The 19,918-nt window shown below is 62.9% G+C and carries 22 protein-coding genes; 12 read left to right on the top strand and 10 right to left on the bottom strand.

Translation table 11 applies throughout. The features are described from left to right. The first annotated feature begins 185 nt into the window (after positions 1–185). The 5 genes from GXB81_RS01845 (at position 186) to GXB81_RS01825 (ending at position 3,735) form a co-directional block, all read left to right on the top strand. Entirely contained in the window at positions 186–1,412 is a 1,227-nt protein-coding gene (locus GXB81_RS01845) for a porin (protein WP_167037145.1), read from the top strand. A 202-nt stretch (positions 1,413–1,614) separates the two neighbouring features. Continuing rightward, entirely contained in the window at positions 1,615–2,403 is a 789-nt protein-coding gene (locus GXB81_RS01840) for a DeoR/GlpR family DNA-binding transcription regulator (RefSeq protein WP_167037148.1), read from the top strand. After that, positions 2,399–2,854: an IS4 family transposase gene (locus tag GXB81_RS01835; protein ID WP_345889827.1), complete on the top strand. Its 456-nt coding sequence runs from the start codon at positions 2,399–2,401 to the stop codon at positions 2,852–2,854. The genes GXB81_RS01840 and GXB81_RS01835 overlap by 5 nt, the downstream gene beginning before the upstream one ends. Before the next feature lie 124 nt (positions 2,855–2,978). Beyond that, on the top strand, positions 2,979–3,497 hold the full coding sequence (locus tag GXB81_RS01830) for a DUF2778 domain-containing protein (RefSeq protein ID WP_205988138.1): 519 nt from the start codon (positions 2,979–2,981) through the stop codon (positions 3,495–3,497). Further along, entirely contained in the window at positions 3,478–3,735 is a 258-nt protein-coding gene (locus GXB81_RS01825; RefSeq protein ID WP_167037151.1) for a hypothetical protein, read from the top strand. The genes GXB81_RS01830 and GXB81_RS01825 overlap by 20 nt, the downstream gene beginning before the upstream one ends. Positions 3,736–3,811: 76 nt before the next feature. Here the strand turns inward: GXB81_RS01825 and GXB81_RS01820 are convergent, their stop codons facing one another. Further along, positions 3,812–4,135 carry a hypothetical protein gene (locus tag GXB81_RS01820; RefSeq protein WP_167281265.1) on the bottom strand — a complete coding sequence of 108 codons (324 nt, stop codon included), beginning with the start codon at positions 4,133–4,135 and terminating at the stop codon, positions 3,812–3,814. 59 nt (positions 4,136–4,194) lie between these two features. Here GXB81_RS01820 and GXB81_RS01815 point away from each other — a divergent pair, with 59 nt between their 5' ends. Further along, the gene (locus tag GXB81_RS01815) at positions 4,195–5,160 is read left to right on the top strand and encodes a hypothetical protein (RefSeq protein ID WP_205988137.1); all 966 of its coding nucleotides are present in this window, start codon (positions 4,195–4,197) and stop codon (positions 5,158–5,160) included. Here the strand turns inward: GXB81_RS01815 and GXB81_RS01810 are convergent. Further along, the gene (locus GXB81_RS01810) at positions 5,072–6,112 is read right to left on the bottom strand and encodes an AraC family transcriptional regulator (RefSeq protein WP_167281268.1); all 1,041 of its coding nucleotides are present in this window, start codon (positions 6,110–6,112) and stop codon (positions 5,072–5,074) included. The genes GXB81_RS01815 and GXB81_RS01810 overlap by 89 nt on opposite strands. 395 nt (positions 6,113–6,507) lie before the next feature. On the opposite strand from GXB81_RS01810, the gene GXB81_RS01805 reads away from it, so the two are divergent. Both GXB81_RS01805 and GXB81_RS31855 read left to right on the top strand, forming a co-directional pair. Continuing rightward, the gene (locus tag GXB81_RS01805) at positions 6,508–6,762 is read left to right on the top strand and encodes a hypothetical protein (protein WP_205988136.1); all 255 of its coding nucleotides are present in this window, start codon (positions 6,508–6,510) and stop codon (positions 6,760–6,762) included. A gap of 123 nt (positions 6,763–6,885) precedes the next feature. Next, positions 6,886–7,035 carry a hypothetical protein gene (locus GXB81_RS31855; protein ID WP_346777764.1) on the top strand — a complete coding sequence of 50 codons (150 nt, stop codon included), beginning with the start codon at positions 6,886–6,888 and terminating at the stop codon, positions 7,033–7,035. Between the two features lie 135 nt (positions 7,036–7,170). Here the strand turns inward: GXB81_RS31855 and GXB81_RS01795 are convergent, their stop codons facing one another. From GXB81_RS01795 to GXB81_RS01765, 7 genes are all read right to left on the bottom strand, one after another. Then, on the bottom strand, positions 7,171–7,968 hold the full coding sequence (locus GXB81_RS01795; RefSeq protein ID WP_205988134.1) for a 3-ketoacyl-ACP reductase: 798 nt from the start codon (positions 7,966–7,968) through the stop codon (positions 7,171–7,173). 36 nt (positions 7,969–8,004) lie between these two features. Then, a complete protein-coding gene (gene denD, locus GXB81_RS01790; RefSeq protein WP_205988133.1) occupies positions 8,005–8,976 on the bottom strand; it encodes a D-erythronate dehydrogenase in 972 nt (323 codons plus the stop codon). Positions 8,977–9,111: 135 nt separating this feature from the next. Then, the gene (gene otnK, locus GXB81_RS01785; RefSeq protein WP_205988132.1) at positions 9,112–10,392 is read right to left on the bottom strand and encodes a 3-oxo-tetronate kinase; all 1,281 of its coding nucleotides are present in this window, start codon (positions 10,390–10,392) and stop codon (positions 9,112–9,114) included. 184 nt (positions 10,393–10,576) lie between these two features. Next, positions 10,577–11,428: a fumarylacetoacetate hydrolase family protein gene (locus GXB81_RS01780; RefSeq protein ID WP_167037177.1), complete on the bottom strand. Its 852-nt coding sequence runs from the start codon at positions 11,426–11,428 to the stop codon at positions 10,577–10,579. Between the two features lie 33 nt (positions 11,429–11,461). After that, positions 11,462–12,142 (bottom strand): DUF4286 family protein, encoded by a 681-nt coding sequence (locus GXB81_RS01775; protein WP_205988131.1) that lies wholly within the window; start codon positions 12,140–12,142, stop codon positions 11,462–11,464. Between the two features lie 30 nt (positions 12,143–12,172). Beyond that, positions 12,173–12,982, bottom strand: coding sequence for a ThiF family adenylyltransferase (locus GXB81_RS01770; protein WP_205988130.1), 810 nt, complete (start codon positions 12,980–12,982; stop codon positions 12,173–12,175). Beyond that, a complete protein-coding gene (locus GXB81_RS01765; RefSeq protein WP_167281278.1) occupies positions 12,979–14,586 on the bottom strand; it encodes a CoA-transferase in 1,608 nt (535 codons plus the stop codon). The genes GXB81_RS01770 and GXB81_RS01765 overlap by 4 nt, the downstream gene beginning before the upstream one ends. Positions 14,587–14,870: 284 nt before the next feature. On the opposite strand from GXB81_RS01765, the gene GXB81_RS01760 reads away from it, so the two are divergent. Next, the gene (locus tag GXB81_RS01760; RefSeq protein WP_167037189.1) at positions 14,871–15,326 is read left to right on the top strand and encodes a MaoC/PaaZ C-terminal domain-containing protein; all 456 of its coding nucleotides are present in this window, start codon (positions 14,871–14,873) and stop codon (positions 15,324–15,326) included. 69 nt (positions 15,327–15,395) lie between these two features. Beyond that, a complete protein-coding gene (locus tag GXB81_RS01755; protein WP_167037192.1) occupies positions 15,396–16,475 on the top strand; it encodes a LacI family DNA-binding transcriptional regulator in 1,080 nt (359 codons plus the stop codon). Between the two features lie 4 nt (positions 16,476–16,479). On the opposite strand, the gene GXB81_RS01750 is transcribed toward GXB81_RS01755, so the two are convergent. After that, on the bottom strand, positions 16,480–17,355 hold the full coding sequence (locus GXB81_RS01750) for an aldo/keto reductase (protein WP_241016195.1): 876 nt from the start codon (positions 17,353–17,355) through the stop codon (positions 16,480–16,482). 244 nt (positions 17,356–17,599) lie between these two features. Here GXB81_RS01750 and GXB81_RS01745 point away from each other — a divergent pair, with 244 nt between their 5' ends. Both GXB81_RS01745 and GXB81_RS01740 read left to right on the top strand, forming a co-directional pair. Next, positions 17,600–18,874: an MFS transporter gene (locus GXB81_RS01745; protein ID WP_205988128.1), complete on the top strand. Its 1,275-nt coding sequence runs from the start codon at positions 17,600–17,602 to the stop codon at positions 18,872–18,874. A 73-nt stretch (positions 18,875–18,947) separates the two neighbouring features. Continuing rightward, complete coding sequence (locus GXB81_RS01740) at positions 18,948–19,868, top strand: DMT family transporter (protein ID WP_167037202.1); 921 nt, start codon at positions 18,948–18,950, stop codon at positions 19,866–19,868. Positions 19,869–19,918 lie beyond the last annotated feature (50 nt).

Below are 19,918 nucleotides of genomic sequence, written 5' to 3'. Positions count from 1 at the left end.
GATCGGGCAAGGCATCAAACGGATGATCGGCCTGGGAGCGGCGCGAATTTTCGCCGCTCTCAGGGTATTTCAATTTGCATCCCTAACCGTATGGGAGGAAGCCGAAGCAATCCCCTGATGGTGTTGGCGTTTCAATTCTGGCGATACATGGCATCGCACTAATTAGAAATACTGGAGGAATGGAGATGAAGCAATACAACCCGCTCAAGCTCGCTGTCGCCGCCGTGGCGGTGATGACCGCAGTGCCGGCATTCGCGCAAAGCAGCGTGACGCTGTACGGTGTCGTCGATACAGGGATCGGCTATTTGAGCAACTCGAGCAGTCTGGGCGCAGTAAGCGGCGGCCGCTCGAAGGTCTACATGAATCAGGGCGTCTGGTCAGGCAGTCTGTTCGGCTTGACGGGCTCCGAAGATCTGGGCGATGGCACGAAGACCATCTTCAAGCTGGAAGGCGGCTACAACAGCGCAACGGGCGCCCAGCAGTTTGCGAACACGCTCTTCGGCCGCCAGGCCTATGTGGGACTGACGAACAATCGCTACGGTACGTTGACCGCCGGCCGTCAGTACACGTCGTATTTCCAGCTGCTTCAGCCGTACAGCTCGCCCAACTGGCTGAGCGGCGGATTCGGCGCACACCCCGGGGATATCGACGGGCTCGATAAAAGCTTCCGCATCAACAACAATTTTGTCTATACGTCGCCGAGCTTCGCGGGCCTGAAGGTGAGCGGCTCGTACGGGCTCGGCGGTGTCGCGGGTGCCACGGGCAGCGGGCAGACCTGGAGCGTCGCGGCTCAGTACGCACAGGGGCCGTTCGGCATCGCGACCGGATTCATGCGCGTTAACAATTCGACCGTGAACGGCGGTGCATGGGGCGCCAACTCCACTGCGCTCAGCGGTGGCGCGCAACCGGCGGTGTCGGCGATCAACTATGGCTATGCGACCGCGGCCAATCAGCAGCGCTTCGCCGTGACGAGCGGCTACACCTTCAGCCCGGTGTTCGATATCTCGGCTTCGTACTCCAACGTGCAGTACCTGCCCGGTATCGCGTCCGCCTTCCACGACAAGGCCATCTTCAATACGGGTGGCATCGTGCTGCACTGGAAGGCACTTCCGGCCCTCGATCTCGCAGCGGGCTATAGCTATACGGCGGCGACCAAGGCGAACGGCATCAGCGACGCGGCCAGTTATCAGCAGTTCAATCTGACGCAGTTCTATTCGTTGTCCAAGCGAACCGGTCTCTATGCGCTCGAGGCTTATCAGCGTGCGGGTGGCAAGACATTGACGCCGAATGCCGCCGGCACGAAGACCAGCATCATCGACGCGACGGCCTCGATTGGGGACGGTCAGAACAACACGCCGTCGTCGTCACGCAATCAGATAGCGATCATCCTCGGTATCGATATGAAATTCTGACGCACGATTCAGGCAGGCAGCAGGCATCCGGTCATACGCATCGCGGGATGCCTGCCTCGCAAGCCACCGGCATTCCATGCGTTAGCGACACGAGCAGCGCCGGAACGGGGATAAAGGACAAGGTAAACTACGTGCGCATCGTATTGCCCACGCCGTCTGCCTCGCCGCGCGGCGACGTCCCGAACCCAACGCCGAACATCTCATGAAAGTAGCCCGTCGCCGCGAAGCCATGCTCAAGGCCGTTCTCTCCGGCATGACCGAAGTGTCCGAGCTCTGCGAACACTTCGACATGTCGGAGGCCACCGTGCGCCGCGACCTGCGTGCGCTCGCCGACGAACGGCTCATTCTGCGCACCTATGGCGGCGCGGCTTCGGTCGGCAAGCATGCCCCCGAGGAGTCGCTCGAACAGCGCCGCCAGAGCTTTCAGGCGGAGAAGGATGCGATCGGCCACGCGGCAATGGCCCACGTGCGCCCCGGCGACACCATCTTCCTCGACAGCGGCACCACCACTGCCGCGCTCGCGCGCGCGCTCGCGCAGGCGGGCCAGCACGACATCCGCGTGGTGACGAACAACCTGCTCGCGGTTCAGGCGCTGGCGGGCAGCAGCGTGCCGCTCACGCTGATCGGCGGCGAGGTGCGCGAGCCGAGCATGAGCACCCTCGGGCCGATCGCGCAGCTCGCGCTCACGCGCGTGACAGTCGACAAGGCGTTCCTTGGCGCCGATGGCGTGGTGCCGGGTCGCGGCCTGTGCGAAGCGACGGCCGACCAGGCCTATCTCAAGGAATGCCTGATGCGCCAGGCGGCCAGCCTCTTCGTGCTCGTCACCGCCGACAAGCTCAACCGCGACAGCCAGCAACACTGGGCGCCCATCGACAAGCCGTGGACACTCATCACCAACGCGAGCGCCTCGCACGCCGGGCTGCAAGCGTTCCGCAGTCTCGCAGGGCTCACGATCGAGACGATCTCGGTGCCCGGGGAAAGCGCGCATTGAAAGACGGAGCGTTCGGCAAACTCCCGAACTGATCAATTGGTATCGGACGCGATGGGAAATCGAAATCTATTTCCACGTGCTCAAGAATAGCTGCGAAGTCGAGACGCTGCAATTGGCCGCCGTCGACCGGATTGAGCGTGCGCTGGCCTTGTTCATGGTAGTGGCGTGGCATGCGACCTACCCGATGCGTAAAGGTCGCACCTGTCCGGATCTGGACGCCACTTTGTTCTTCGATCCAGATGAAATTCGCGGCGCCCATCTGCTGGCAAAAAAGAAGATGCCGGCGACGACGCCCACCGTGAACGAGGTCGTGCGGCTGATCGCGCAAATCGGCGAGCGCCCTGGCCGAAAGAGCGACGGCGAGCCCGGCGCCAAAACCATCTGGCGCGGCCTCGACAAAGTTCTCACTGCCGCTGACACGTTACGTGCGCTACGCGAAGGACTCGACTGACTTATGTATAACGCTACTCCTCTAATCCCACACAGATCGACAGCACGGATTAAGAATCGTCTGATTGCCCGCCGCCCGTCCTTGCCGCTACCGTGGGCGTTTCACCAACGGAAGTAGTTGAGTAATGGCTTTTACTGGCAAGTTTGTAGTAGATAACCAGGATATATGTAAGCTTGCTATTGTGGGACTCGGCACGTTTAAAGCTTACTCCGGGAACGATCAATACAAGAATCGCGGCGGCTGTACGGATGTTCCAGACAATGGACCGACTCCGGCCGGAAAGTATTGGATCGTTGACCGACCTACAGGCGGATTCAGGTCGCAAGCATGGGCCACAGCAAAGGATATAGGAAACTCCATAATCGGGTCGCCGGTAGACCATCGGGAATGGTTCGCGCTCTATCGCGATGATGGTGTGATTGATGACGTGACCTGGATAAACGGTGTAGAGCGGGGTAATTTCAGGTTGCATCCGTTTGGAGGTCGCGGTATTTCGCCAGGATGCATTACTCTGCTAAACCATGCCGATTTTATGTTTATCCGGCGCGCCCTTCTGGGAACCACTACCGTCTCCGTCCGTAATTCTGGGCTTCGTGCATATGGAACAATTGAGGTAGTGACCTATGGCAACACTTGCCCGTAAGCTTTTCAAGGTTGCACTATTCTGCGTGCTGTTCCGCATCTCATTGGCCTACGTTCACACATACCCGATGCCTATGCCAGAAAGCCAGGGTATTGCTTGGTTGCATGCGGCAAATCGGCTCGGGATTCGCGACCCGGACGATTTATACATACCCGTTATCCTGGTAGTCAATCTGTTCGTTGCCGCATTGCTCTATATGGCGATCATGAAGCTATGGCGGCGGTATCGCTCAAAGTAGAGCCACGTCATGCAAAAGCCCGGACGCTACACACCGTCCAGGCTGGTGCGGCCCTCCGTAGCGGGTGCGGTTGGCGTTACGCGGTAACTTCAAAAATGTTTTCGTTGATGTAGCGGCTAATTGCAGGTTTCAGGGTTCCGAATCCGGTACGCTTGCAAAGCGCCTCAAATTCCGTAATGTTCGCAGTCGCTATATATCGGGTGTCCAGATAGGCGCGCGCGATGATGACGGCGCAATCCTCGCCTACCTTGTCGCCGTTCGACATTTCATAACCCTTGATGATGCGCAATCCGCAGCAGGCGCAAATTTTCCAGGTGTTGCGCGGAGGCGAAACCTTTTTACCCGAAAGAAAATCAACAGCGCGATCATCAAACATCCTGAGTTGGCGAATCAATTGCATGTCGTTCCCCTTGCCCGCGTACCAGTGGGCAGAATTGGAGGCGCTGGGTGGTCTGAAGCATGTCGTTATACGCAACGTGCCCGTCGTTCGGCGACGGCGGAGATAACGGCAATGACGACAACCCAAAGTCCGGCGGCACCCAGCCCTATTCGGTCGCCTACACGGATCTCAATGCAGGCGCGGGCATCAGCGGAACGCCGTGGGCCGGCGCCTCGTTCGTCGACAACATGCCGACCAAAACCAATGCGCAGACGCTGACGCAAAGCGGCTGGACAGGCCAGATCACCTACGGCGTTTCCGGTAGCCCCAAAACCTTGCAGGTCAACAATACGGCCAGCGCCAACCTGAGCCCGATCGGCATCGTCGGCAATACGTCGGTCCGCCTCTTCGATCCTGACGACGCGACCGGCACGCCGCTCGGCACGACCACCGAGCCGAATCTCGACGGCGCGTTCGAAATCTGCGCTCCGGCTCCCGCAGGCAGCATCAGCGACAACGACTATGCGACCACGGACATCCTGATTACCGGCAGTGCAAACCAGGCCACGAACGTCGCCGAGCTGGCGGGCAAGAGCTTCGTGTTCAACCAGTACTGCGACCCGATCACTCAGGCCGCGCCGCAAACGCTGACGTTCGACTCCGCCGGCAATGCCAGTTTCGAGCTGTACGGGCTCGACCAATTCCGGGCCGCTGACTGCCGTGCCGGTTCCCGCCGCAGCGTTCCAGAGCGCCATGACCGGCACACCCTATGGCGACGCGCAACAGGGACAGACGCTCTGGACGGTCTACCGCTTCGTGACCGCGACACAGACCGTGAAATACGTCGTCGTGGAGCGGGGCTCGGCGGACGGCAACTACATCGGCATGTGGTACTGAGCCCGGGCGGCATCGGCGTGCCGTGCAGCCCCAGCCGGCACGACACGCCGATGCGAGCCGCTACCGCTCTGGCGCTACGCGCAGGCTGTCGTGATACTCCCGCATGTCCTGCGGCGCGAGGCCGTAAGCGCGCCGGAATGCCCGCGTGAAATCCGATGCGCTTCTGAAGCCGTGCGCATAGGCGACGTCCCGCACCTGTACACCAGGCCACGCGACGAGTTCCGCGGCGGCGGCACGCAGGCGCACATGGCGGATATAGGCGCCCAGTCCCCCGTCGTGCTCAAACAGGCGATAGACCGTGGGCCGCGAAAGGCCCAGCGACTCCACGACCCGCTCGGGCGAAAGATCGTCGTCGTGCAGGTTCGTCTGCACGTAGCGGCGCGCCTGGTCGAACGCCATGGCCCGCGCGAGCGCAACCTTGCTGCCCTTCAGCCCCGCCTGTTCGCCGAACGTATCCGCGATCTGCAGCACGATCTCGCGCAGAACGCGGTAGGCGTCCCAAGGCGCCATGCGGCGTATCTGCGCGGCAAACGACAACACGCGGCCTGTCAGATAACGCACCGCGGGCAGGTGCGGCGAGAGCGCGCGTCCATGCAGGGCCGAGGGGTCGGGAAACACGTCTTGCAGCAGTTCGCCCGGCAGAAAAATCGTGACGTGCCGGCAAGGCGCGCGCCGGCACTGCACCGGCTGGTCGAGATCGACGGCGAAGATGCCGCCTTCGAGCGCCGCGTCCTTGCGCTTGCCCAGATAAACGAGCTCGCTGCCGTGCGTGTCGCCCAGGAACACATGGAAGACGATGCTGCGCGCGTTGTCCCGCGAGATTCGCGCGATCGTGCGGTCTTGCGTGATGCGGTCCGTGTAGCAATCGGCAAACAGGAATTCGCCCACGACGTAGCGGTCGATCCAGCCTCGAAACGGCTGCCTGTGCTCATCGCGCGTCGTCAGGAGATCGACCACGCCGATCATGCGCTCGCACCACGCCAGAAGCTGCTGCGAGGCGGGCAGCGCGGCAACGTCGAAATGCTGGTGCACGATTTCGAGCTGCCGGGCCGGGTCGAGGGTGACGGGTAGATCCTGAAAGTGTGTCTTGACGGCGGACATGGCGAAAATTCAGTGGATCAGCCGGACAAGCGGAAAAACCGCTTTGCCTGCTCATGCGTGGCAAAGCAGTCATGATAGACGCATCTGCTTTTTCAAGCGGCGGCAATCATCGCGGCGCTTGAACCCGATTACTCGCCCACCTTGAAGATCGACACCGCCGCCCGTGGCGTTTCGGCCTGATTGGCCGTCGCCGGCGCCGCGAACGCGATTTCTCCCATGATGTCTGTGCCCCCTTGAAGCGTGCCTTGTGCGGGCTTTTTGGGATGACGTTAATTCTCGTCAATTCATATTCTTCTTGGCCCCGGATCACGGCTTCATCTTCCATCATTATGCAACGCCTATCCCTGCCCGCAATTCAGGGCTTAACGCCGACGGAATAATTGAGGTTATGACGCATGACAACACTTGCCCATAGGGTATTCAAGATCGCCCTGTTCATCGGGCTCTTTCTTATTTCAGTTCGTTATATCCCGCTATCGAACGAGTGGTCGACAAGCGAAACGCGTGCATGGTTTGCCACTTCGGATTTGCTCGGTGTCCGCGATCCCGATGACCTGTATTTCGTGGTGTGGCTGACCATCGAACTGATCGCGGCAGTGCTTGCCTATGTGGCAATTGTGAAGCTATGGCAGTGGTATCGCACGAAGTAATTGAGGTTATGACGTATGACAACACTTGCCAGTAGGATGCTGAAGGTTCTGCTGTTTATAGGTCTATACCTTCTGTCATTCCGCTTTGTCCGCCCGTACGACGATGGGTGGACAGAGTCCGAGATGCACGCATGGATACGCGCGTCTAAGCTGCTAGGTATCGACGATCCGGAAAACCTGTATATCGGCCTATGGATGACCATCGAACTGATCGCGGCGGTGCTTGCCTATGCGGCGATCATGAAGCTATGGCGGTGGTATCGCACGAAGTAGAAAAAGCCCCGGCAACGGGGCTTTCTTTTTGTTTTGGATAGTGCCTACGCGAGCCCCACCGCGTAGCGCGCGGGTCCACTGCCGAAGTGCACGCTCAACACCTGCCCTGTCCACTCGTACCCGGGGCCGCGATCTTCAGACCCGATGAATATGAAGACCGCCGTCGATATGAAAAGAATCGCCCGTGCTGAACGGGAAACAGCCCGACGCCAATGACGCAACGGCCTTGCCGATCTCGTCCACGGTTCCCCAGCGCGGGATCGGCGAAAAACCTTGCCGCAGCTTCTCGTCGTAATCGGCCTGCGCCACTTCCGTCATTCTGGTCTGAAAGATGCCCGGCCGCACCTCGTACACCGGTACGCCAAGCTCGCCGAGCCGCGCGGCGAACAGCTTCGTTACCGTGGTCAATGCCGACTTCGAGATGCAGTACTCCGCTCTGTTCGGCGCGATCAAAAATGCGTTCGCCGAGGAGATATTGATGATCGAACGGGCGCGCCCTTCGGCATCGGCGTCCGCCGCAAAACGGCGAGCGAGGCGTTGCGTCAGAAAGAACGTGCCACGCAGGTTGATGTTCAGCAGCCGGTCAAAGCTCTCGGGCGTGACATCGAGCAGGTCGCCGCGTTTCTCCACGCTCACGCCCGCATTGTTCACGAGGCAATCCACGCTCCCCAACGACGCCTGCACTTCGTCGAGCAGCGCGTCATGTCTGCCGAGGTCGGCGATGTTCGCCTCGAAGAAAGCCGCGCGCCGCCCCGCTGCCCGTATCGCGTTCAGCGTTTCGTCGGCGTCGCCATCGTGCTCCAGATCCGCGATGGCGATATCGAATCCGCTTGCGCAAAGCGCTCTCGCGATTGCGGCGCCGAGCCCGCGCCGGCCACCCGTAACCAGCGCGACCGGAGTCGATGAAACTTTCTTTTCGAGGGTAGGGTTCATATGCACATTGCCGGGGAAAGGATGTCTGTTCGGTACTTACGCGCTCAAGCCTTCATCGGCCAGGTACGCGCGAATGACGTCGGCGAAGTTCTCGTCACCGGCGAGACCGAGCGCATGCGCACGCGCGACGTCCCACTGGCCCGGCCAGCTCCCCACGATCTTTTCGACGCGCTCGTCGCGTTGCCAGTCGATGCGCGCCACGGCTTCGTCGCCCGCCACTTCGCGCAGCGCCGCGATCATCTCGTTCACGCTCACGGACAGGCCCGGCAGATTGATGACCGGCCGGTTGCCGAACTTCGCGCGATCGATCTCGCAGCCGGCGATCAGCGCCTTGACCGCGCTCTTCGGCGACAACAGCCACAGGCGCGTTGCGCCGTCGACGGGGCACACCGAGCGCTCGCCGTTCAGCGGCTCGCGGATGATGCCGCTCGCGAACGAAGAGGCCGCCGCGTTGGGCTTGCCCGGCCGCACGCTGATGGTCGGCAGGCGCAGCACGCGGCCGTCGACGAACCCGCGACGCGAGTAATCGCACAGCAGCAACTCGGCAATCGCTTTCTGCGCGCCATACGACGACTGGGGATTGAGCGCGGTGTCGTCCTGCACTACATCGGGCAACGCGCCGCCGTACACCGCAACCGAACTCGTGAACACGACGCGCGGTGCATGACCCGCGGCACGACACACTTCGAGCAATGCGCGCGAGGCGTCGAGGTTGATCCTCATGCCGAGATCGAAGTCCGCCTCTGCCTGGCCGCTCACGATCGCGGCGAGGTGGAAGACGGCTTCCGTGCCCGTGTCGATGTAGCGCTCCAGCACCGCGCGATCGGAGATGTCGCCGGTCACGGCTCGCACGCGCGCATCGCCGAGCAAACGGTCGTTGGTCGGGCGGGCCACGTCGAGCAGCACGACTTCCGTGATGGTCTTGCCGTTCAGCGTGTTGCCCGCGAGCAGCTGGCTCGCGAGACGCTGGCCGAGAAAGCCGGCGCCACCGGTGATAAGGATCTTCATGGGGTTCGTTCCAGGTGTGTTCGGAGGTAGGGTTGGCCGGCCAGGGCCTTCGGATACGCGGGCTTTCGTGACCGGGCGAATCAATCGAAATCAGGCGAATTCAAAAGCAGATGCAAGCATGGCGCAGAGGCGCAATCACAACGCGCTCAACGCTTTCGCGAAGAAATCGATCGCGCCGAAATTGCCGGACTTGAGTGCAAGCGCGAGCGGCGCATCGCCGGTATTCGCATCGATGGACTGCGTCGCCGGTACGCCGGGATCGATCTGCGGCCCGATGCGCAATGAACGCACGCCGAGCGCCTGCACGACCGCGCCCGACGTCTCGCCGCCCGCGACGACGAACTTTCGCACGCCTTCGTCGCGCAATGTGCGCGCGATGGACGCGAGTGCGTCTTCGACGAGATGCCCCGCCTTCTCGACGCCGAGTTCCTTCTGTACCGCCTTCACTTCGTCCGGCGACGACGTCGCGTAGATCAGGACGGTTTCATCGTTTTTCATATGAGCACGCGCGAATTCGACGGCCTGTTCGACCACCGCCTCACCGCGCGACAACGCCAGCGGATCGATGCGAAAGCCCGGCTTCGACGCACGCCACTGCGCAACCTGTGCGTTCGTCGCTTTCGACGCACTGCCTGCCAGCACCACCGACTTGCCTTCGATCTTCGGCAGATCGGCCGCATGCTCCGCGTGCTCCAGCAGATTCGCCGCGCAGAAGTTGGCCGGCAAGCCAAGCGCGATGCCCGAACCGCCCGTAATGAGCGAAAGATCGCGGCATGCTTCTCCGAGCACGAACAGATCTTCGTCGCAAATGGCATCCGCAATCGCAACACGTACGCCGTCTTTTTTCAGCGCTTCGATACGAGCGCGAATCGCCTCGGCACCCTGCGCGATCGTGTCGTAGCGGATCAGCCCGACCTTCGAGCGGGTCTGCCGCTGCAAGACGCGCACGAGGTTCGCATCGCCCATCGGCGTGAGCGGATGATTTTCCATTCCCGACTCGTTCAGCAGCACGTCGCCGACGAACAGATTGCCGCGAAAGATCGTGCGACCATTTTCTGGAAACGCGGGGCAAGCGATCGTGAAATCGTCTTTCAACGCATCGAGCAACGCGTCCGCGACCGGACCGATGTTGCCTTTGTCCGTCGAATCGAAGGTTGAGCAATACTTGAAGAAGAACTGCCGGCAGCCTTGAGCGCGCAGCCATTCGAGCGCTTCGAGCGACTGGCTGACCGCGGCGTCGGCCGCGATCGTACGGGACTTGAGGGCGACCACGAGCGCATCGGCCTCAAGCGGCGCGCCGCTCGCCGGCACGCCGATAGTCTGAACGGTGCGCATGCCGCCGCGCACGAGCATATTGGCGAGATCGGTCGCGCCGGTGAAATCATCGGCGATACAGCCGAGCAGTGCCTGCGCCATTATTTCGCTCCCTTCGGGACTTCCATGTCCGCAAAAATCCTGATAACCGCAAGAACCATCCTGGCCTCCAAGGCCGGCGGCAACCGCCGCGCCTCGCTGCAAGCCTGTCTGCACCAAGCGAACCGACCCGGCCGGTCGTGTCGTTCGACTCATGCCGCCGGGTCGATGATGCCACTACTGATGATTACTGCTCGCCCCAACGGCCGACGACCTGCTCCTGCACGCCGAGACCCTCGACGCTCAGACGCATCACATCGCCGGGCTTGAGATACTTTTCCGGCTTCATGCCGAGCCCGACGCCCGGCGGCGTGCCCGTGGTGATGACGTCGCCCGGCTCCAGCATCACGAACTCGCTGATGTACGACACGAGCTTGCGGATCGGGAAGATCATGTCGGACGTCGACGAGTTCTGGATACGCTCGCCGTTCAATTCCAGCCACAGCGACAGGTTCTGCACGTCGCCGGCTTCGTCGCCGGTCACGAGCCACGGGCCGAGCGGGCCGAACGTCGGCGCCATCTTGCCCTTGACCCACTGCCCGCCCTGTTCGAGCTGGAACGCGCGCTCCGAGACGTCGTTGCACACACAATACCCTGCGACGTAATCGAGCGCATCCTGCTCGCTGACGTTGTGCGCGCGCTTGCCGATCACCAGTGCGATTTCCACTTCCCAGTCGGCCTTCGTCGACTTCAGCGGCAGCAGCACGCGGTCATTCGGGCCGCAGATGCAGGACGGCGCCTTGTTGAAGAGGATCGGCTCCGCGGGAATCGGCGCATTCGTTTCGATGGCGTGCTGTACGTAGTTCAGACCCACGGCAATGAAGTTGCCCGGACGCGAAATGCACGCGCCAATGCGAGGATTGCCCTCGACGACGGGCAGCGTCGCGAGATCCAGCGCGCGGATTGTCTCGACGCCGTTGTCGGCGAAGAACGCCGGATTGAAGTCGCTCACATGCGCCGACAGGTCGCGAATCTTGCCTTCCTGATCGACCAGACCGGGCTTTTCCTGCCCCGCGTTACCAAAACGTACCAGTTTCATGATGGATTTCCGTTATGCAAGGATGAACACCGATCAGCGCGACTGCCCCAGTCTGCTGATCTCGAGGGTATAGATCTGACAGGGGTCGCCTGCCGCCGAGTACTGCTGCCAGTCGACGTCGCCCAGCGCGCGCGCCGTTTCGCTCGCACCGTGTTCCGTCGTGCATTCGATCAGAAGCACACGCGAGGGCACCGCGAACGCGCCGCCGCGATGTTGCGCCTCCGTCGTTTTGACGTTGCTCGCATCCGTGTCGGCGGCGAACAGGTGGGCGGCCACCACATCCGGCCGCTTCAGGATGCGCGGAAACAGCTCCTGCGCGACGAATTCGATCAGCCGCTTCGCCGCGCCCTCTTCCACGCGCAGTTGCAGCGTGATCGCATAGGCGCCGGTGCTATCGCCAGTGGAATGCTCGATCTGGCAGATCGAGCGCGCGGTATTGCGGAAATGCTTGACGTTGGCCTGCGTCGACGGCGCCGGATTGTTCAGGCGTTCGAGATAGGCGGGCCCCGTCAGCGTATCCAGATCGACGGCCTCGTAGACCGTCAGCCATTCGGGCGACGCACGCGCGCCGCGATAACGGCGGCCGCGCAGGAACCCGTCGATCGACAGGCGTTCAGGAATATGGTCCTTGTTGTGCCATTCGTAGAAGTCCGCTCGCGCCTCTTCAACGATATCGTTCCAGATCAGAACGAAGGCGGAACCCAGCAACGACATGATGGATGTCTCCGGTTGTGATGACGGCGGTTAGCGGATATGGAAGAACTCGAGGATCGCGTCGATCTGTCCGGTGTGCATGTCGACACCCGTCGCGGTCGGACAGCCGTACCGGCGCGCATGAGCGATCAGCGCACTCGGGCGATCGGCCGGGCGCAGCACCACGTCGCCGACAATCACCTGACTGTCGAGCGGACCGAGGTCGACCGGCATGCCGTCGTCATCGCGCATCCCGACGATCGACGCATTGACGATCAGATCGTGACCGGCCGCGCTCGCGGCCGCGCTGCGCACGTCGCATCCATCCGCGTCCCGCGCAAGCAGGTTCGCGAGATTCGCCGCACGCGCCGTGTCCTTGTCATAGACGCTGAGCGCCTTCACGCCCGCGTCCAGCAGTGCGCCCGCTATCGCGCTGCCCGCCCCGCCGCAGCCGATCACGAGCGCGCGCTTGCCGGCCAGCTCGTGTCCATGCGCGATCAGCCCGCGCACAAAACCCTCGCCATCGAACATGTCGCCGAACCAGCCGCCGTCCGCTTCGCGGCGCAATGCATTGACCGCGCCCACGCGCTGCGCACGCGGATGCACACGATCGGCGATCGCGAGCGCGTCGGCCTTGAACGGCGCCGTCACGAGCACGCCGTCGAGATTGCGCAGCTTCAGCAGCGCCGGCAGCACCTCGTGAATCTCGGAAGCGGCGATGTGCACCGGCACGAGCACGGCGTCGATGCCCGCCTTCGCCAGCTCCGCGCAATAGACTTCCGGCGAGCGCACCTGCACGACCGGATCGCCGACGATGGCATAGAGGCGCGTCTTTCCTGTGATCGAAGGTAGCGTGCTCATGCGTGGCTCCCGTACCATTCGGCGACGCGCTGCGAGCGATAGCGGCGCGCCTTGCCCGACGTTTCCGCGGCGAGGCCCATGAGACCCGGCGCGAAGATGCGTGCATCCATTTCGCGCAGATCCGTTGCCACGGGCGTGCGGAAATCCATCTGCGAGAAGATGTCGCGTTCGAGATCGACGCCCGGCGCGACTTCGATCAACTCCAGGCCCGCTGCGCCGACCCGGAACACCGCGCGCTCGGTCACGAAGAGCGCGGTATTGCCGCGTTGATGTGCGAGCGCCGCGTTGTAGCAGATCTGTTCGAGAGAACCGACGAATTTGCGGTGCCGCCCTTCCTGCACGATCGTCGTGCGGCCGCCGTTCCACTGCACGTCGAGACCGCCCGCGGTCAGCGTGCCGCTGAAAATCACCCGCTTCGCGTTCTGGCTGATATTGATGAACCCGCCGACGCCGACGATCTTGTCGCCGAAGCGGCTGATATTGACGTTGCCATGCGCGTCGACTTCTGCGAAAGACAGGAACGCCAGATCGAGGCCGCCGCCGTCATAGAAGTCGAACTGCGAGGGCTGCTCGATCATCGCCGCGAAGTTCTGCGCGCCGCCGGAGTCGCGCCCCGTGATCGGCGCGCCGCCGATCAGCCCCTGCTCGTTCGTCAGGATGACCGAATCGAGCAGACCTTCCTCGGCCGCGACGGTCGAGAGTCCGGTCGAAATGCCCGCGCCGAGATTGCAGACCGCCGCCGGATACAGTTCCATGGCCGCGCGCCTCACAATCACCTTACGCGGCCCGAACGGCAGCGGCTTGATTTCGCTCAGCGGCACGCGCAGCTCGCCCGCGTAGCTCGGGTCGTAGTCGGTCGCGTAGGTTTGCCGCTGTTCGGATTCGACCACCACGAAGTCGACGAGAATGCCGGGAATCTTGACCTGCTTCGGCGGCAGCGTGCCGCTACGCGCCATGCGCTTCACCTGCACGATCGTGATGCCGCCCGCGCGGCGCGCGGCCTGCGCCATCGCGATCATTTCGCCGAGCACCGCTTCCTGCTCCATCGTGATGTTGCCGTCCTCGTCGGCCGTCGTGCCGCGCAGGAAAGCGACGTCGATCGGGAACGGCTTGAAGCGCAGCCACTCTTCGTTGTCGAGCGTAATCAGTTCGACGAGCTGCTCCTCGGTGCGCGGACTTTGCCGGGCGCCCTGCTGGCGCGGATCGACGAACGTGTTCAGGCCGGTCTTCGTGATCAGGCCGGGGCGGCCGCCCGCCATTTCCCGCATCAACTGGGACAGCACGCCCTGCGGCAGCGTATAGGCCTCGATGCGATCCTGAGCGGCCATCTCCAGCAGCCCCGGCGAGTCGATCAGCGCGCTGGTGATCGCCCGCTTGAGCAGACCGTCGTGAGCGAGGTGGCTCGCGCCGAGCGCGGCGCGGTCGCCGATGCCGACGACGCTGATCGACGTGAGATCGCGCGGCTGCTGCTCGGCGAGAAAACGCCGCTCGACGGCCGCGAGCAGCGCCTCGGGGACCGCATGCCCGCCGCCCGATCCGCTGATCAGGACCGAGTCGCCTGTACGCACCAGGCTTGCCGCTTCGTCAGAAGTAATTCGTTGCATGAGAGTGTCTGCGTCCGGTTGAATTTGGAAGGCCGCCCGCGCGGCCCGGCAATCTCAATGTAACCGGTCTCATAAATATCCGCAAGAACGACCGCATTATTCCAGGGAAGACCCCTATGTTTTGCGTATTAGACGCATATTTCACTGGATAGACGTTGCGAAAAACAAAATGTAACCGGTATTATTTCTGCACCACGGCGGGTTTCCCTACCGTGCCGGCAACCCGACCGGGTGCCGCCGGCGCGCGGCACCGCCGCCCCCAGCCACGTCACAGGAGAGATCAGATGGCAATCAAAGGTGTAGAAATTGGCGACGAATACCGTTTCGCGAAGACCGTCGGCGAGACCGACGTCACATTGTTCGCGGGCCTGACGGGCGATTTCAGCGATACCCACATCAACGAGCAGTACATGCAGGAGAAATCCGCCATCGGCCGGCGCATCGCGCACGGCGCCCTGCTGGTGGGCTATATGTCGACCGCGTCCACGATCAGCATCGCGCACATCATCCACCGCACCGATCTCGACGAATTCCCCGTGTCGGCCGGCTACGACCGCATCCGCTTCATCAAGCCGGTGCTGCTCGGCGACACCGTGACCGTCATCTACCGGGTCGCGGAAATCGACGAAGTGAAGCGCCGCAGCACCGCGGACATGGAAGTCGTCAACCAGCACGGCGAGGTCGTCGCGGCGGGCCGCCACCTGATGAAGTGGGCCAGCAAGCTGTCCAACAAGAGCTAGCCCGGGGGCGCGCTGCCGCACCGCTATAATTCGGACAGACAGCGCAAACGGACCGGGAACCGGCCACGCATGGTGAAGACGAAAACGACAATGGAAGATACGGCCACCGCCCGCAAGACCCGCGTGACGAGCGTCACCCTGCGTGACGTAGCGAAATTCGCCGGCGTGTCCTCGGCTACCGTCTCGCGGATGATGAACGCGCCGGAGCTCGTCTCGGACGAACTCCGGGCCCGCATCACCGCCGCGATCAATCACCTGGGGTGGGTGCCCCACGCCGCCGCGCGCGCGCTCGCCACCCAGCGCACGGCGACGATCGGCGCGGTGTTCCCGACCGTCTCCAACGAGCACTTCGCCACCGCGATCCAGGAGTTGCAGGAAGCGCTGGAATCCGCGGGCTATACGCTGCTGCTCGGCTGCTCCCAGTACGATGTCAAGCGCGAACTCAATCAGGTTCGCAACATGCTCGAGCGCGGCGTCGATGCGGTCGTGCTGGTCGGCGAATCGCATCACCCCGATCTCTACTCGCTGCTTGCGCAGCGCAAGGTCCCGTTCGTCAATACGTTTACCTTTCACAGGAACAGCGAGCACCTGTGCGTCGGCGTGGACAATCACCGGGCGTTTTTCGAATTCACCACGTATCTGCTCGGCCTCGGCCATCGGCGCTTCGCGATGCTGTCCCAAACTGCGGATTCGAACGATCGTGCGCTCGCGCGCCGGGAAGGCGTGCGCGATGCGCTCGCGGAACACGGCCTCGGCATTTCGGCGGCGCATATGGTCGAAGGATTCTGGGGCGTGCGCGTCGGCCGCGAACTGTTCTCGCGCGTGATGAGCACGCCGCAGCCGCCGACCGCCGTCATCTGCGGAAACGGCTCGTTCGCGATCGGCGCAATGCTCGAAGCAATGCAGGCCGGCTACGAGATACCGAAGCAACTGAGCCTCGCGGGCTTCGACGACTTCGAGGTCATGTCCGAGCTCCCCATTCCGATCACCACCGTGAGCGTGCCCAGCGCGCAGATCGGCCGCAGCGCCGCGCAGATGATCCTCGCGGAGCTGTCGGGCGGCGAACGCGCGCAGAGCATCGAATGCGAGGCGGAGATCATCATCCGCACCTCGTCGGGGCCGCCGCCGCGCAGCCGAAGCCCGAAGTAAGGCTTCAGGGAACGGGCCGGCCGCGGGCGGCTTCGAGAATCGCGTACCAGTCCTGCCGGTCCAGTGCGATCCGCAGCCCGTCGACGGCGGCCTGCACCGAGTCGAGCCGGCGGCTGCCGACGATCACGTACGGCGCGCCGGGCACGCGGAAAATCCACGCGTAGGCGATCGCCAGCCAGCTCGCGGCGCCATATTTCTGCTGCAAGCCGGCCATGACGCCGCGCACGCGCCGGGCCGCCTCGTCCGTCGCAGAGAACAGGCGTCCACCGCCGAGCGGCGACCAGATCATCGGCGACACCTTCGCCTGCGCGAGGACGGCGAGCATATCGCTATCCAGCGCACCGGTGGCGAACGGGGAGAATTCGATCTGGTTGGTGGCGAGCGCCGTCCTCGCGTGCAGCAGCTCGAATTGCCGCACCGAAAAATTCGACACGCCGAATGCGCGAATCTTCCCCTGCTCGACGAGCGACTGGGCGGCGAGCGCGATGTCATCCATGTTCATCAACGAATCGGGCCGATGGATCAGGAACAGGTCCAGATGGTCGGTCCCGAGCCGCCGCAACGATTGTTCGACGGCTTCGCGCAGATAGGCGGGGCTGGAATCGTAGTACTTGAGCGGGCCTTCGCCGGCCGGCGATGCGGCCGATGACGCGCCCAGCCGGATTCCCGCCTTGCTGACGATCTGCATCCGGCCGCGCAGCGACGGGTCCAGCGCCAAGGCCTCCCCAAAAAGGGACTCGACCGCCCCGCGGCCGTAGATGTCCGCATGATCGAAAGCCGTGACGCCACGCTCGATGCAGCGGTGCATGAAATCGACGAGTTCGCCGGCGGACATGCGCCAATCGCAAACACGCCACATCCCCGCCACCACGCGTGGCATGCCGAGTTTCGCGAGTGCGTCAGTCGATTCGCCGGGCAACCGGTCTTCACTGGATTTTTCCATTTCTGTAAACGGTCTCATAAATCGGATTCAGAGTATCGGTGCGCCTTATTGTCACGCATATACCCCATGAATTCCAATGCTTTAGGTATATTCCCTGGATTCGTGGAATCGTCGTTGCCTCCTTTAATGAGACCGGTTACATTACCGACTCGATCATAGAATCCGGTTGGGTGGAGACAACATGCAATCTGAAGTTACCTTGCCCCGAAAGACCTCCAAGCGCTGGTACCGTGAAATCACGGCGTCCCAGTGGCGTGTGCTGATTGCCGCATGGGGCGTCTGGGTCAACGATGCGCTGGACTTTCTCGCCATCACCTTCGTGCTGCGCGACATCGCGCGCACCTTTGGCGTCTCTCTCGACACCGCCTCGCTGCTGCTTCTGGCAACGTACGGCGTGCGCTGGATCGGCGGCCTGCTCTTCGGCGGCCTGAGCGACCGGATCGGACGCAAAATCCCGCTTCTCATCACGCTGACATGGTTCACGGCCGGGGCCATCGCCACCGGCCTCTCGTGGAACTTCATCTCGCTGGTGGTGTTCCGGCTGCTGCTCGGCTTCGGCATGGCACCCGGCTTCTCGCTGGGCGCGGCGATGGTCGCGGAATCGTGGCCGGAGCGCTACCGGGCAATCGGCATCGGCATTCTCGATACGGGCTGGGGTGTGGGCGCGATCGGCGCCGCGCTCGCCTACGAGTTCATCTACCCGGCCTTCGGCTGGCGCGGCATGTTCTTCGTCGGCTTGCCGCCGGCGCTGCTGCTCGCGCTCTTCATCATCTTTTTCGTCCCCGAATCCGCGGCGTGGAAGGAAGGCCGGACCAAGTCCAGCACGCAGGGCCAGAAGAATCCTGTTGCCCAGCTCTTCAAACGCTATCCGGGCCGCGTCGCCTATCTCGCGCTGCTGATGTTCGTGCTGTGCTTCGGGTCGTGGCCGTTCCAGGCGCTGCTGCCCACGTATCTGCGTTCGCTGGATTTCCCCGCCGGCTTCGTCAGTTCGGTGGCCATGGCCTCCGCCGTCGGTCAGATCTTCGGCTTCGTGGCATCGGGCTTCATCGCCGAACGAGTCGGCCGGCGCCTCGCGATTGCGCTGATGATCGGCCTCGGCTCGCTATGCGTGGCCGGCGTGGTCATGACCGCCTCCAACACGCTGCTTGCGCTGGCGTGCGCCTTCCTCAGCGGATTCTTCCTCATCGGCTCGTCGGGCATCTGGGGCACGATCCTGACGGAAAACCTGCCGCGCGACGTCCGTGCCTCGGGGGTGGGCTTTCTCTACAACTTCGGCGTGATCGGCGGCGGTCTCGCACCGTTCATCGTTCTCTCGACCATGCATCGCCTGTCCCTGTCCATGGCTAACGGCATCATCGCGTTCACGATCGGCGCCGCGATTCTGGGGATGATCCTGCTGCGTTTCGCACGCGAAACGAAGGGTATCGATCTCGCGCAAATCGATATGGAAAGCTGATGAGCGTCTGGCCGACATAAGTCCCGGCCGATCCGACAGGTATCGCCACACGACAGCACACCGGGGGAACCCAATGGCAACCTTGGAGAGCAAGGCAGGAATCCGGATCAACACCGACAGCACCGGTGCCGGCATCGTTCTCATGATTGTCACGACGGCAGTATTCGCGGCCAGCGATACGACCGTGAAAGTCATCGGCTCCACGGTTCCCCTTCTGGCGCTGCTCTGCGTGCGCTATCTGTTTCAGGTGATCGCGTTAGGCATCTGGCAGGTGCGGCGCGATCTCTCGGGACTCTTCCGCACCGGAAGCCTGCCCCTGCAGATGGCGCGCTCGTTGCTGCTGCTCAGCAATACCGCCTGCACATTCGCGGGCCTGAGGCATCTGCCGCTGCCCGTCACCACCTCGCTCGCCATGCTCGCACCGCTGATCTCCACGCTGCTGGCGGCGCTCGTCCTGAAAGACGACGTGCCGCTGCGCAAATGGGCGATGGTCGTGCTCGGCTTCATCGGCATGTTGCTGGTCGTGCGGCCGGGGAGCAGCCAGTTCACGTGGACCGTCCTGTTCCCGATCGGCGCGGCCACGAGCTTCGCCTGCTATCAGGTCGTATCGAGCCATCTGTCGCGCATCGACGATCTCAACACGACGAACTTCCTGACCGCGCTCGGCGCGACCGTGGTACTCGGCGTGTTCCTGTGGCTGGGCCGGCATGACATGCTCCCGGCGCTGGCTCGCGTGCAGCCGAAGAGCTGGCTGCTGGTCGCGCTCATGTCGAGCGTGGCGACGGCGGGTCATCTGCTCATGTTGCAGGCGCTCAAGCGCGCGCCGCTCTCGCTGCTGACGCCCTTCGCTTACGGGCAGCTGGCATTCGCGGCGGTTTTTAGCTGGCTGATATTCGGTCAGACACCGGACCTGTGGACGGCCATCGGCATGTGCGTGATCGCGGCGAGCGGCATGGGCACCGTGCTCATGCGCAAACAGAGCGCCGCGCGATGACTGCCGATCTGTTCGATGCTTCGTTTAATGCGTCGCTTAATGCTTCGTTT

It is taken from the genome of Paraburkholderia sp. Ac-20336 (assembly GCF_017105025.1).
Classification (GTDB): Bacteria; Pseudomonadota; Gammaproteobacteria; order Burkholderiales; family Burkholderiaceae; genus Paraburkholderia.
This window is presented reverse-complemented; position numbering and strand designations above follow the sequence as displayed.